Source organism: Rhodococcus sp. P4_B6 (assembly GCF_056402215.1).
Window position 1 is genome coordinate 13,256 of the sequence record NZ_JBFUHV010000116.1, and the last position, 15,526, is coordinate 28,781.

At 71.2% G+C, this 15,526-nt stretch carries 1 protein-coding gene; it reads right to left on the bottom strand.

The window, feature by feature from the left end; genetic code table 11:
• Positions 1 to 87 precede the first annotated feature (87 nt).
• The coding region (locus AC1DWT_RS35555; protein ID WP_477924268.1) for an amino acid adenylation domain-containing protein at positions 88 to 15,526 on the bottom strand (15,439 nt) is incomplete at its 5' end.

Consider the following 15,526-nt stretch of genomic DNA (forward strand, 5'->3'; position numbering starts at 1 on the left):
GCGGTAGTTCTTCCCCGTCCCCCAGGTCGTTCGTTCGYCATCCACAGGGCGCACAGACCCCATAGTCGCACAGCGGCGTGGCCGCATTCAGCCGATTCGGTCGTCGTGGCGCGGGGTGCGATCGGCGCCCAGATACCTCGACAGCACCGGCCCGATGACGGCGAGGGACTGCGGCTCGATCATGTCGTTGTGCCCGCAGTCCACCGGATACTCCGCGATCCGGCCGGTCACCAGCGGTCGCCACTCGTCCACCGACCGGGCGCGGGTGGTGCCGTCGTCTTCGCCGGTCGCGGGGAAGATCAGCAGGTCGCCGTCGTAGACCTGCGGCTCGAACCGATGGACGAGTTCCCGCGAATTCTCGTATCCGGCGTTGATCCGCTCGAGGTGTTCTCCGCGCAGCCCGGAGTCGCTACCCCACGATTCGTTGAGCAGTTGCGCTGCGCGTTCGTACGTGACTTCGCCGTCGGTGGCGACGACGAGGCCCAGCCCGCGGAGCAGATCCCGCATGTCGAGTTTCCCGAACAGCGGGTCCTCGCCGTTGTCGGGATAGCTGTCCATGACGGCGAGGGTCGCGACGTTTTCGCCTGCCCGCTGGAGTTCGACGGCCATCGCGTGGGCGATGACCCCGCCCAGCGACCAACCGAGCAGGTCGTACGGTCCCTCCGGCTGAATGGCCTTCATCTCCTCGACGTACCGGTGCGCGAGTTGCTCGATCGACCGGTACTCGCCGTCCCCGCTGATCGTGGGCAATTGCAGACCGTACGCGCGGCGGTCGGCGGGCAGATACCGGACGAGGCCCGCATACCCCCAGGACAGCCCGATTCCCGGGTGGACGCAGAACAGCGGTCGTCCGGTGCCTTCGGTGCGCAGCGGAATCACCACCGCCAGCGCCTCCGTCACTGCGCCCTCCGCCGACGGCAGTGCGATCCTGCGGGCGAGGCCGGACGGTGTGGGATCGAGGAACATCCACTGCAACGGGATCTTCCGGTCGAGTCGCTCCTGCAAGGCGGCGACCGCCTTCGTGGCCAGCAGAGAGTTGCCGCTCCTCTCGAAGAAGTTGTCGTCGGCCCCGACCCGGTCCACACCGAGCACCTCGGCGAACACGTCCACGACCGCCGCCTCGAGGTCGGTGGCGGGCGGCCGGAAGCGGGTGCCCGACAGGAACTCGGGAGCGGGCAGCGCGGCGCGATCCAGCTTGCCCACCGGCGTCAACGGGATCCGGTCGAGCACGACGATCGCGGCGGGCACCATGTGGGACGGCAGCCGCTCGGCGACGAGGCGGGACAGTTCCGCGGTGTCGACGTCCGCGCCGCCGACCGGCCGCACATAGGAGACCAGGAGCGGTTCCCCGGCCGGCCCGTCCCGGCCGATCGTGACGGCGAACCCGACGTCGGGGTGGGCGGTCAGTGCGGCGTCGATCTCGCCGGGCTCGATGCGGAACCCGCGGATCTTCACCTGGAAATCGCTGCGCCCGACGTATTCGAGGGTGCCGTCGCGGCGCCACCGCACCACGTCGCCCGTGCGGTACATCCGGTCGCCGGGGGCGCCCCAGGGGGCGGCCACGAAACGGGACGCCGTCAGGCCGGACCGGCGGTGATACCCGGAGGCCAGGGCGCGGCCCGAGACGTACAGCTCACCGACCACACCGACCGGCACCGGGCGCAGCCGGGAATCGAGCACGACCTCCGCGACGCCGCGGGTGGGTGCGCCGAGTGTGATCGGGTCGCCCGGCACCAGCGGGTCGCTGATGTTCGACATGATCGTCGTCTCGGTCGGCCCGTAGGCGTTGAACATCCGGCGGCCCGGCGCCCACCGGGCGACGAGTTCGGGTGGGCAGGCCTCACCAGCCACGACCAGAGTCCGCAGCGACTCGAAGCCCAGCGGGTCCATCGACGCCAGCGCGGTCGGGGTGACGAATCCGTGAGACACCCGCTCGTCGCTCAGCAGCGCGGCCAGTTCGGTGCCGCCGTAGATCGTGGGCGGTGCGATCACCAGCGTCGCACCCGCGCAGAACGCCATGACGAGTTCGAAGACGGATGCGTCGAAACTCGGCGACGCGAAGTGCAGCACCCGCGAGCCTCGGGTGACGGCGAGGCGGTCCCGCTCCTCCGCGGCGAGGTTCGCCAGGCCGCGGTGCGTGACGGCCACACCCTTGGGGACGCCTGTGGATCCGGACGTGTAGATGAGATACGCGGGATGCGATTCGTGCAGCGGCGCGGTCCGGTCCGCGTCGGTGACCGGGCCGGGCGACTGCGTCCTGATCCGGTCGGCATCCCGGACGTCGTCGAGCACGATCCAGGTCACGGCGGCGGGCAGCCGATCTCGGTGTTCCCGGACCGTCACCCCCGACACGGCACCCGAGTCGGTGAGCATGTGCTCGATCCGGTCGAGCGGATACCCGGGGTCGACCGGCAGGAACGCGGCGCCCGTGCGGGCGACGGCCCACACCGACAGCACCGATTCGATCGACCTCGACAGGCTCAGCGCGACAGTGGTTCCCGGACCGGCACCCGACTCGATCAGGCGGCGCGCCAGCCGGTTCGAGGTTTCGTCGAGTTCGCGGTACGTGATCGCCCGGCCCCGGTACGACAGCGCGTCGGCGTCCGGGTCGAGTCGGACCGCGGCCGTCAGCAGGTCCGGCAGCAGGACGTTCGATGCGTCGGGTGCTCCGCGCGCCGGGGTGAGCGCCGCGACCTCGTCGGTGCCGAGGATCTCGATGTCGCCGACCGGAATTCCGGGTTGGGCGGTGACGGAGTCGAGGATGCGCACGAACCGTTCCGCGAAACCCAGCACCGTGTCGGCGTCGAACAGATCGGTCGCGTAGTCGATCGCCCCCGTCATGCCGGCCGGGGTGCCGTCGGTGTCGAATCGCTCGTCGAGGATGACCTCGAGGTCCACCTTGACGACGGCGAGGTCGGGATCGAGTCCCTCGACGCTCAGCCCGGGCAACCGCAGCGCGGGATTCTCGGTGTTCTGGAATTCGAGCGACACCTGGAAGAGCGGCGAGTGGGCGGTCGAGCGCACCGGGCCGACGGCGTCCACCACCCGTTCGAAGGGCAGGTCGGCGTGCGCAAAGGCACCGAGATCGGCGTCGCGGACCTGCGCGAGGAGGTCGCGGAACGGCTGCCCCGCCTCGATCGCGGTGCGCAGGGCCAGCGTGCCGACGAACATGCCGACGAGGTCGTCGAGCGCCGCCTCGCCGCGGCCGGCGATCGGGGTGCCGATCGCCACGTCGCCCGTGCCGCCGAGCCGCCCGAGCAGGACGGCGAGTGCGGCGTGCACGATCATGAACTCGGTGGACCGGTGCTCGCGCGCCGCCGCCCGGATCCGCTCGTGCAGCCCCGCGTCGATCGTGAAGCCCACCCGGTCGCCGTGGAACGACTGTTGTGCGGGACGCCGGCGGTCGGTGGGCAGTTCCAGGAGTTCCGGCAGCCCGGCGAGCGCGGACTCCCAGTAGGACAGCTGCCGCGAGATCAGCGACTCGGGGTCGTCCTCCGAACCCAGGAGCCTGCGCTGCCACAGTGTGTAGTCGGCGTACTGGACCGGTAGCGGCGTCCACGCGGGAACGCGACCGTGGGCGCGGGATTCGTACGCGACCATCACATCCCGCACCAGCGGTGCCATCGAGAAGCCGTCGGCCGAGATGTGGTGCACCACGACGGCGAGCACATGGGTCCTGGTGTCGAGGGAGACCGTGTCGAGAGAGACGGTGTCGAGGGAGAACAGGGCGATGCGCAGTGGGACGGCGGCGGCGACGTCGAAGCCGGCCGACACCAGCCGGGTGAGTTCCTCCCGGAGCCGGCCGTCGTCCGCGACCGCGGTCGGCGGGGGCATCGGCGCCGCCGGCGGGAGGATCTCCTGCACCGGTTCGCCGTCACGGAGCGGGAATCGGGTGCGCAGCGACTCGTGCCTGGTCACGACATCCGTGACCGCCAGCCTCAGCGCATCCACGTCGAGGTCGCCGGTGAGCCACACCACCATCGGAATGTTGTAGGCGGGCGAACTCGTGTCGAACTGGTTGATGAACCACATGCGCTGCTGCGCGTAGGACAGCGGGATGCGGGCGGGGCGGTCCCCGGCGGTCAGGGTGGGACGGCCGGACGGACCCGCTGCCGCATGCTCGATGCGCGCGGCGAACGCCTCCACCGTGGGCGCCTCGAACAACGCCCGCACGCTGATGTCGGTGTCGAGCGCGGCGCGCAGGCGGGCCACCGCGCGGGTGGCGCTCAGCGAGTTGCCGCCGAGATCGAAGAATCCGGCATCCGCGCTCACCCGGTCCAGTCCGAGTACCTCCGCGAAGACGCCGGCCACCGTCTCCTGCACCGGGTCGGCCGGTGCCCGGTATTCGGCGGTGCCGACGTCGAATTCGGGGGTGGGCAGGGCCTTGCGGTCGAACTTGCCGACGGCGTTCAGCGGGATCTCGTCCAGCACGGTGATCGACGAGGGAATCATGTGGGCGGGCAGTCTGCTCGCGAGACTGCGGGTGAGGTCGCCGGTGTCGAGGGTGTGCTCGGGGGCGGGTACGACGTAGGACGCGAGGAGCGTGTCGCCGGCCGGGCCGAGGTAGGCGACCGTGACCGCGAACCGGACGCCGGGGACCGCCGCGAGTGTCGTGTCGATCTCGCCGAGTTCGATGCGGAACCCGCGGACCTTGACCTGGAAGTCGCTGCGGCCCAGGTATTCGATGGTGCGCCCGGGGGTCCAGCGCACGACGTCGCCGGTGCGGTACATCCGCTGTCCGGGCCGGCACGGGTCGGCCACGAACCGGGTGGCGGTGAGCCCGGGGCGGCGGTGGTAGCCGCGCGCCAGTCCCGCTCCTGCGAGGTACAACTCGCCCGGAACCCCGGCCGGGACCGGCTGCAACCGGGAATTCAGCACCAGTTCCGTGACACCGCGGATCGGTCCGCCGATGGTGATGCGCTCCCCCGGGGTCTGGGGATCGCTGATGTTGGACATGATGGTGGTCTCGGTCGGCCCGTACGCGTTGTACAACCGGCGTCCCGGCGCCCACCGGGACACGAGTTCGGGTGGGCAGGCCTCGCCGCCGACCGCGACGTCCGCGAACAGATCCAGCCCCGCGGGGTCGAGGGATGCGAGCGCCGCGGTGGTGACGAACGCGTGCGTGACCCGCCGGTCGCGGATCAGCTGGGCGAGTTCGTCGCCGCCGAACACGGTGGGCGGCGCGATCACCATCGTCGCCGCGGCACCGAACGCCTGCAGGTATTCGAACACGGATCCGTCGAAGCTCGGGGTCGAGAAGTGCAGCGTCCGGGACTCCGAGTCCGCCCCGAAACGGGCGAGTTGGTCTTTGGCGAAGTTGTCCAGGCCGCGGTGCGTCACGGTGACGCCCTTCGGCATTCCGGTCGAGCCCGACGTGTAGACGACGTACGCGGCCGAGTCGAGAGTGACCGGTGCCGTGCGGTCGCCGTCGTCGACCGGTGCCGCGGAACCGGCCGCGCACTCGGCGCCGAACTCGGGATCGTCGAGGACGAGCCAGCGCGTGCTCCCGGCCAGCCGGGCACGATGCTCGGACGTCGTCAGTCCGAGAGCGCATTCCGAGTCGGTGAGCATGTGCGCGATGCGTTCGTCGGGATAGTTCGGGTCGACGGGCACGAACACGGCCCCGGCCTTGGCCACCGCCCACACGCACAGCACCGACTCGATCGAACGCGGAACACCCACGGCCACCGACATTTCCGGACCGAGACCGCGGCCGATCAGAACGCGAGCGAGCCGGGTGGACCGCTCGTCCAGCTCCCGGTACGACACCTCGACGTCGCCGGACGACAGGGCGACCGCATCCGGGTCGACCGCGGCGGCGTCGGTGAAGATCTGCGCGAGTGTGCGGACGGACGCGGCCGGGCCACCGCGGACCGGTACCAGTTCCTCGCGTTCCCGCTCGGTGAGCAGCGACAACCGGGCCAGTGGCACGTCGGGTCCGGCGCAGGCGTCGAGCACCCGCACCACCCGGTCGGCGATGTCCTCGACCTCTCCGGGGGCGAACAGGTCGGGGATGTACTCGAACTTCAGGTGCAGGCTCGCCGCCGCCGACGCGACGAGGCTCAGCGGGTAGTGGGCGGCGTCGCGGGCGTCGACGCCGGTGACGCGGAGCCCGGCGATGTCGGTGTCTTCCGACAGCCCGGCCCGGTCCACCGGGTACGACTCGAACACGGTGAGGGTGTCGAACCCGACGCYGGGGCCCGCGGCGTCCCGGATCTCGGCGAGACCCGTGTAGTGGTGGTCGAGCATCGCCGCCTGCTCGGCCTGCACCCGCTCCAGCAACGCGCCGAGCATCTCGTCCGGGCGAAGCGTGACCCGCACCGGCACGGTGTTGATGAACAGCCCGACCATCGTCTCGATGCCGGCGAGTTCCGGCGGCCTGCCGGACACGGTGGCACCGAACACGACGTCGTCGCGTCCGGTGAGCATTCCCAGCACGATGCCCCACGCCGTCTGCAGAATGTTGTTGAGCGTGAGCCCGCGGGTGCGCGCGGATTCGCGCAGCCGGTCGGTCCGGTCCTCGTCGAGGTCGAACACCCATTCCCGCGACACGGTCGACAGTTGCCGCGCCCGGTCCGCGGGGATCAGCAGCGTCGGTTCCTCGACCCCGTCCAGAGTGTCCGCCCAGGCCCGCGCGGACATGCCCCTGTCGCGCCCGCTCATCCACGCCAGGTAGTCGCGGTAATCCCGCACGCGGGGCAGTGGCGAGGGGTCGGCGTCCGTGGCGTACAGCGTGAGCAGTTCCCGGATCATCAGCGGCATCGACCAGCCGTCGAGCAGGATGTGGTGGTTCGTCGACACCAGTCGGCAGTGGCCGCCCGCCGTCCACACCAGCAGGAACCGGATCAGCGGTGCGGTGGCCATGTCGAAGGGGGTGGTCCGGTCGGCGGCCAGCAGTCGCTCGATCTCGGCTTCCGCCGCGTCCGCGTCCAGTCCGCTCACGTCGATCTCCCGCCAGGGCGCGGCAACCCGGCCCGAGACGACCTGCACGGCCCCGCCGTCGGCGTCGTGGCAGAACGCGCTGCGAAGGTTCGGGTGACGGTCGAGGAGCGCGCCTGCCGCCCGGCGCAACCGTGCCGCGTCGACGTCGCCGGCGAGGTCCAGAATCAGCTGGACGAGGTAGGCGTCCACCGACTCGTCGGCCAGTTCGGCGTGGAACAGCATGCCCGCCTGCAACGGCGACAACGGCCAGACGTCGGTCATCGCCGGGTACCGGCGTTCGAGGTCGTCGATCGCGCTCTGGCCGAGTCGGACGAGGTTCAGGTCGGACGGGGTGAAGCCGCCGCCACCCGACCTTGTGTGCTCGGACAGGGCCTCCAGCGCCCGCACCCACAGTCGCGCGAGTTCGCCGACGTCCTCCGCCGCGATCACCCCAAGGGGGAACGACCACGTCGCGGTGAGTACCGGGCCRGCGGCGGTGTCGGTGGTTCTGGCGTTCACGTCGACGACGGCCGCCGCGGGCAACCCGGAGTTCGCGGCGGCGGCGAGTCCCGCGTCGGAGACCGGCATCCAGTCGCCGCCGGGGGCGGTGCCCGCCCCGAGCCTGCCGAGGTAGTTGAAACTCACTTGCGGACTCGCCTGCGCCGACAGTTCCCGGGCCGTGTCGTCGTCGAGGTACCGGAGAAGCCCGAACCCGATGCCGTGGTCGGGGATCGAGTGCAGCCGCTCCTTCACCGCCTTGACCGCATCGCCGCCGGCGGGGCCCGATGCGAACGCCTCCTCGACGTCCACACCGTCGAGGTCGAGGCCCACCGGGAAGATCGTGGTGAACCAGCCGACCGTGCGGGCCAGATCGGCGCCGGGGACCACGTGTTCCTCACGACCGTGCCCTTCGAGATTCACGAGCGCGGCGGAAGACTCGACCCCGCGGCGGCGGCGCCACCGGACGAGCGCCAACGCCAGCGCCGTCAGCAACCCGTCTGCCACGTTCCCGTGGAACGCCTGCGGGAGCGACGTCAACAGCGTCTCCGTGACGGCGACGGGAAGCTGGACATCGACGTCGGAGGTCTGGACGTCGGCCGGGGTCAGCGGCCGCGACCCCAGCGGCGGGTCGGGGGTGTCGAGCATGTGCCGCCACAGGCCGAGTTCGTCTGTGCGAGATGGTTCCTGCGCCACGTCGGTTAGTGCGTGCGCCCACGTGCGCATCGACGTTCCGGTGGCGGGCAGGGCGGCTGCCTCACCGGACAGCACCCGGGCGCAGGCGAGGGCGAGATCGGGGACGAGGATGCGCCACGACACGCCGTCGACCACCACGTGATGGGCGACGATCAGCAAACGTCCCGCCGTGGCGGGTTCCTCGGTGCTCGCGAACCAGACCGCCTGCACGATCACGCCCGACTCCGGGTCCAATCGGCCTGCGGCGGAGTCCAATTCGCGGGACGCGGCGTCAGTGAACGAGTCCGCGGCGCCGAGCGGCACCGTGCGCACCACGTCGGCCGCCCGCACCCACCCGGGCGGCGCGGTCGCCATCGTCCAGTTGGGCTGCGCCGCCGTCCAACCGACCCGGTCGCTGCGGTACAGGCGGGCGCGCAGCATGTCGTGCCGGTCCAGGACGGCCTGCATCGCCGCCGTCAGCGTGTCCTGGTCCAGTTCGGCGGGGGTCGTGAACAGCGCCGCCTGCGAGTACCGCCGGAAGTCGCCGTCCCGGCTCAGCATCCAGCGCACGATCGGGGTCAGCGGGAACTCGCCGACGCCGCCGCCGGGCAACTCTTCGAGCGTGATCGTCTCCTCCCCCGACGTGGCGACCTCCGCGAGCGCGGCAACCGTCTTGCGTTCGAACACGTCCCGCGGGGTGATCACCACCCCGGACGCCTTCGCCCGGGTGACCAGCTGGATCGACATGATCGAGTCGCCGCCGACCGCGAAGAACGAATCGTCGACGCCCACCGTGTCGAGGCCGAGGACCTCGGCGAACAGGCCGGCGAGGATCCGTTCCGTCTCCGTCGCCGGTGCGCGGCCGAGCGACACCTGCCGGCCGTAGTCCGGTTCGGGCAGCGCCCGGCGGTCGAGTTTGCCGTTCACGGTGAGGGGCAGGGCGTCGAGCACCACCACGGCGGCGGGCACCATGTGCGCCGCCAGCCGGCCCCCGACCGTGTCGACGATCCCGGCGGGGTCCAGCACCCGGCCCGCCTCGGGCACCACGTAGCCCACCAGGCGCTCGTTCCGAGCCAGCACCACCGACTGCGCCACACCGTCGCAGGCGAGGAGCGCCGATTCCACCTCGCCGAGTTCGATGCGAAACCCCTTGACCTGAACCTGGAAGTCGTTGCGGCCCAGATAGTCCAGCTGCCCGTCTCTGTTCCACCGGCCGAGGTCGCCGGACCGGTACATCCGGGATCCGGGTGTGTACGGGTCGGCCACGAACCGCGTCGACGTGAGCGTGAACCGGCCCAGGTATCCGCGGGACACCTGCGCGCCGGACACGTAGAGTTCGCCGACCACTCCCGGCGGCACCGGGTGCAGGCGGGAGTCGAGCACGTGCACGCGCAGTCCGGGCAGGGCCCGGCCGATCACGGACGCCGACGCGGACGCGGCGAGTTCCCCGTCCAGCGGCAGGTGGCTGACGTGCACGGTGGTTTCGGTGATGCCGTACATGTTCACGAGCACCGGGACGGTGTCTCCGTGTCGCGTGTACCAGCGGGTGAGCTGCCCCAGGTCGAGGGCCTCGCCGCCGAACACCACCACGCGGAGGGCCAGTTCGGTGCCGCCGGCAACCCGGTCCGCCTCGGCGAGTTGGTAGAAGGCGGTGGGGGTCTGATTCAACACGGTGACGTTCTCGTCCCGCAGCAGTCGCAGGAACGCGTCGGGTGAGCGGGTGGTGAAGTAGTCGACCACCACCAGCCTGCCGCCGTGGAGCAGCGCACCCCACAACTCCCAGACGGAGAAGTCGAATGCCGCCGAGTGGAACATGGTCCACACGTCGGCGGCGTCGAAGCCGAACAGCGGCTGCGTGTGCGCGAACAGGGTGGCGACGTTGCGGTGCGACACCTGAACGCCTTTCGGCTGTCCCGTCGAGCCGGAGGTGTAGATGACGTACGCCACCGCGTCGGGGTGCAGGGGTCCCCGCCGGTCCTGGTCGGTCACCGGCAGCGGCGACGTGCGGCCCAGTTCGGCCACCGTCTCCGGGCCGTCGACGAGGACGACCGGGACGCCGCTCGCGCGGACCGCGCCGGATTCGACCACGGTGGTCAGCACGCATACCGGCCGGGCGTCGGCGAACACGAACGCGAGTCGCTCCGCCGGATACGTGACGTCGACCGGTACGTAGCCGGCCCCCGACTTCACCACCGCGAGCAGCGCTACCACCAGGTCCACCGACCGTGCGGCGGCGACGGCCACCAGGGTCTCGGGGCCCGCGCCGCGCGCGATCAGCAACCGCGCCAGGCGATTCGCCCGGGTGTCCAGTTCTTCGTACGTGAGCGACGCGCCTTCGCAGACGACAGCGGTCGCGTCGCGGGACCGCTCCGCGGCCCGCTCGAAGAGTTCCACCAGCGTCGCGTGCGCCCCGATCGGTTCGGCGAGCGCGGGCAGCACCGACTCCCGCTCCGCCGGGTCCAGGATGTCGATGTCCCCCACCGGGAGCGCCCCGGCCGCGGCGATCGATTCGAGCACCCGCAGGAACCGTTCCCCGAACCGCGTCACCGTGTCGCGGTCGAGCACGTCCGTCGCGAACCGCAGCCCGGCGGCGAGTCCGGCGGGTGCGCCGTCCTCGTCGACCTGCTCGGCGACGCTCAGTTCCAGGTCGAACTTCGCGACACGAAGATCCACGTCGAGCGAGTCGACGGTGAGTCCCGGCAGCTCGAGGTGGGTGCCCTCCGCGTTCCGGAATTCGATGAGCACCTGGAACAGCGGGGTGTGCGACGTGGACCGCTCGGGGGCGAGGTGGTCGACGAGCCGCTCGAACGGGATGTCCGCGTGCTCGAACGCCCCGAGATCCGCGGCCCGGACCGCGGTCAGGACCTCACCGAACGACGCCCGCGGGTCCACCACCGTCCGCAGGACGAGCGTGTTGACGAACATGCCGACCACGTCGTCGAGTACCGCCTGCCCGCGGCCGGCGACCGGCGTTCCCATCGTGACGTCGCCGGTGCCCGACAACCGCGACAGCAGCACGGCGAACGCCGCGTGCACGGCCATGAACAGCGTCGAATTGTGTTGGGCCGCCATCATGTTCAGAGACCGGTGCAGTCGCGCCGGCACGTCGAACTCGACGACGTCCCCGCGGTACGACCGCTGGGCCGGCCGCGGCCGGTCGACCGGGATCTGCAGCACCTCGGGCGCGCCGGACAGCGTGTCCGTCCAGTAGCCCAGTTGCCTGGACATCACCGAGTCGGGATCGTCCACCGCGCCGAGGACGTCCCGCTGCCACACGCTGTAGTCGGCGTACTGCACCGCCAGCGGCGTCCAGCCGGGTGTCTCCCCCACGGTCCGGGCGGTGTACGCGAGCATGACGTCGCGGGCCAGCGGCATCATCGAGAATCCGTCGGCGGCGATGTGGTGCACGACGATGGCGAGGACGTGCTGTTCGGGTTCCAGTTCGAACAGCCGTGCGCGGAAAGGAATTTCGTGACTCACGTCGAAACCCGTGCCGATCAGTGCCGCGACGGCGTCCCGCAGCGCACGGTCACCGGACACGGGCACCGGGTCGAGGCCGGGGGTCGCCGGCCCGGGATCGACGATCACCTGGTGCGGTCCGTCGACCGACCCGGGGAACACGGTGCGCAGCGATTCCTGCCGCTCCACGACGTCGCCGACCGCCGCGTGCAGGGCGGGGCGGTCGAGGGCGCCGGTCAGTCGCAGGGCGATCGGGATGTTGTAGGCGGGCGAGGACGTGTCGAACTGGTTGACGAACCACATCCGCTGCTGCGCCAGCGACAGCGGTATCCGGTCGGGGCGCGGCCCGGCGGAGAGCGCCACCGACGGCGTCCTCGCCGACGCGGCCGAATCGATCCGGACCGCCAGATCGGCCACCACGGGCGCATCGAACAGGATGGCCACCCCGATCCCGGCGTCGAGGGCGGAGTTGATGCGCGCGACGGCCCGGGTGGCGCTGAGCGAGTCGCCGCCGAGGTCGAAGAAGCTGTCGTCCGCACCGACGCGCGGGGCGCCGAGCACCTCGGCGAACACGTCCGCGACGGCCTCCTCGACCGGAGTGGTGGGTGCCCGGTAACCGAGGGTCGCCGTTACGAATTCCGGCGCGGGCAGCGCCTTCCGGTCCAGTTTGCCGACCGGGGTCAGCGGGATCTCGTCGAGAACCACCACGGCCGCGGGCACCATGTACTTCGGCAGGATGCGGCCCGCGAACGCGAGCACGTCCGGCGCCGCCACCTCCTCGCCGTCGTGCGGCAGGACGTACGACACGAGCGCCGTGTCGCCCAGCGGCCCCGGCCTGCCGAGGGTCGCGGCGAAGTCGAGGTGCGGGTGGGTGGTGAGCACGGAATCGATCTCCCCCAGTTCCACACGCTGACCGCGGATCTTCACCTGGAAGTCGCTGCGCCCGAGGTACTCGAGGGTGTGGTCGCGACGCCACCGCACGACGTCGCCCGTGCGGTACATCCGGCCACGGCCGTAGGGGTTGGCGACGAACCGCTCCGCGGTGAGCGCCGCGCGCCGGTGGTACCCGCGGGCCAGAGCCGTTCCCGCGATGTACAACTCGCCGGGCACCCCGGCCGGAACGGGCTGCAGCCGGGCGTCGAGGACGGACAGTGCGATGCCGCGGACGGGGCTCCCGATCGTGACCGGTTCTCCCGGCGCCATCGGTACGCTGAAGGTGGTGAGGACGGTCGCCTCGGTGGGGCCGTAGCCGTTGAACATCGCCCGGTCCGCGCCCCACGTGGCCACCAGTTCGTCGCCGACGGCGTCGCCGGCCACGACGAGCGCCTCGAGGTGCTCGATGCCGTCGCGCTCCACGGTGGCCAGGACGGCCGGGGTGATGCAGGCGTGGGTGACCCGTTCGCGGCGCAGCAGGTCCGCGAGTTCCGCACCGCCGTAGACGTCTGGGGGCGCGATCACGAGCGTCGCCCCCGCCGCGCACGACTGGACGAGTTCGAGGATGGCCACGTCGAAACTGGGTGAACAGATGTGCAGGCACCGGGAATCCGGCGACACGGTGTAGTGCTCGGTCTGCTCGGTGAGCAGGTTCGCCAGACCGCGGTGGGTGACGACGACACCCTTCGGTCTGCCGGTGGACCCGGACGTGTAGATCGCGTAGGCGGCGTGGTCGACGTCGAGCACCGACCGGCGGTCCAGGTCGGTGACGCGGGCCGGGGAGGCGGCGGACCAGGTGCGCTCGAAGTCCGGATCGTCCAGCACCAGCCACGGCACGGAGCCGGGCAGCCGGTGCCGGTGCGCCGACGTCGTCACCCCCAGTGCCGCACCGGAATCGGCCAGCATGTTCTCGATGCGATCGGCGGGATAGGTCGGGTCGACGGGAACGAACGCGGCTCCGGTCTTGGCGACCGCCCACACCGCGGGCACCGATTCCGGTGATCGGGGCAGCCCGAGCGCCACGAACGTCTCCGGCCCTGCACCCTGTTCGATCAGCACGCGGGCCAGCGCGCTCGACCGCTCGTCGAGTTCCCGGTAGCTCGTCCCCTGTCCGTCGAAGACGAACGCGGACGCGTCCGGCCGGTTCCCGGCAGAGGCCGTGAGTAGCTCGGGCAGCGTCCTCGGCGGCCCGGCGGGGGCACCGCACACCGCGGTGTACTCCTGCAGTTCGGCCTCCGACAGCAGGGTCAGGTGCGCGAGCGGGGTGTCGATATCGGACAGCAGGATCTGCACGACACGTGCGACGCGGGCGGCCACCGACTCCGCGAACTCGCTGCCGAAGACGTTCGGCTGGTACCGCAGTCGCAGGTGCAGTGCCGTGTCGACGTGCGCCATCAGGGTGAACGGATAGTGGGTGGAGTCGATCCCCTCGATCCCGGCGACGTGCATGCCGCCGATGTCGGTGTCTTCCGACAGCCCCATCCGGTCCACCGGATACGACTCGAACACGGTGAGCGTGTCGAACGCGGCACCCTCCCCGACGGCGCGCTGGATCTCGGTGAGTCCCAGGTAGTGGTGATCGAGCAGGGCCGATTGTTCGCGTTGGAAGCGCTGCAGCAGTTCGGCGAGCGTCTCCTCCCTGCGCAGGCGCAGCCGGACGGGCACCGTGTTGATGAACAGCCCGACCATCGACTCGATCCCCGCGACCGCCGGTGGGCGGCCGGACACGGTGGCGCCGAACGTCACGTCTTCCCGGGTGCCGAGCGTGGTCAGCACCAGCCCCCACGCCACCTGGACGAGGGTGTTCATCGTCAGCCCGCGCTCGCGTGCGAGGGCCTCGAGCGCGCGGGTCTTCTCCTCGCCCACCTCGAGGCGCACGTCCTCGGGTTCGGCGAAGGACTGTTCGCCGTGCGCCGCGGGCGCCACGAACGTCGGCTCGTCCGCGCCGGCGAGGGCGGACACCCAGGCGGCCGTGGACCGTTCGTGGTCCTGCCTGCCGATCCACTGCAGGTAGTCGCGGTAGGGCGTGACGCGGGGCAGTGCGGTCGGGTCGCCGTCCGTGGCGTACAGAACGAGCAGGTCCTTGATCACCAGCGGCGTCGACCAGCCGTCGAGGAGGATGTGGTGATGGGTGAGCACCAGCCGGTACCGGTCGGGTGCGGTGCGCAGCAACGTGAATCGGAGCAGCGGGGCCTCGGACATCTCGAACGGGACGGCGCGGTCGGCGGCGAGGAACGCGCTGTCGTCGAGGTCTGAGAGATCGACGTCGGTCCACGGCGCGGTCGCCGAATCGAGTACCACCTGCACCGGTCCGTTGCCGGTGTCGGCGAACGCCACGCGGAGATTCGCGTGCCGGTCGAGCAGGCCCTGCGCGGCACGGCGCAGCCTCGCCGGGTCGACGGTGCCGCGCAGGTCGAGGACCAACTGCACCTGATAGGCGTCGAGGCGATGCTCGGACAGCTGGGCGTGGAACAGCAGACCCGCCTGCAGCGGGGACAGCGGCCAGATGTCGGCGAAGTGCGGGTAGGTGCGCCCCAGCCGGTCGATGTCGGTCTGCCCGATGGACACCAGGTCGAGGTCGGACGGGGTCAACCCGCCCGCGCCGGGCCGGTTCGCGTACTCGGCGAGTGCTGTGAGCGCCCGCACCCACAGCGCGGAGAGCTCTTCCACGTCCTCGGCGGCGAGCACACCGGTGGGGTACGACCACGTCGCCGTCAGCACCGGCGCCCCGTCGCGGACCGTGGTCGCGGCGTTGATATCCACGACCCAAGCGGCGGGCATCTCGTGGTTCTGGGTTCCGCCGAGGTCCCCGCTGTCCGCGACCGGCAGCCAGGGCACGTCGCCTGTGCTCGTCGCCACCCGGCCGAGGTAGTTGAAACTCAGCTGCGGCGGCCGGAATCGGCGCAGTCCCGCGGAGTCGCCGGGGTCCAGGTACCGCAGCATGCCGTACCCGATGCCGTGATCGGGAATGGCGAGGAGTTGTTCCTTGACCGCCTTGATCGCGGCCCCGGCCGCGTCGTCGGCGGTCGCGGCCCCGGCC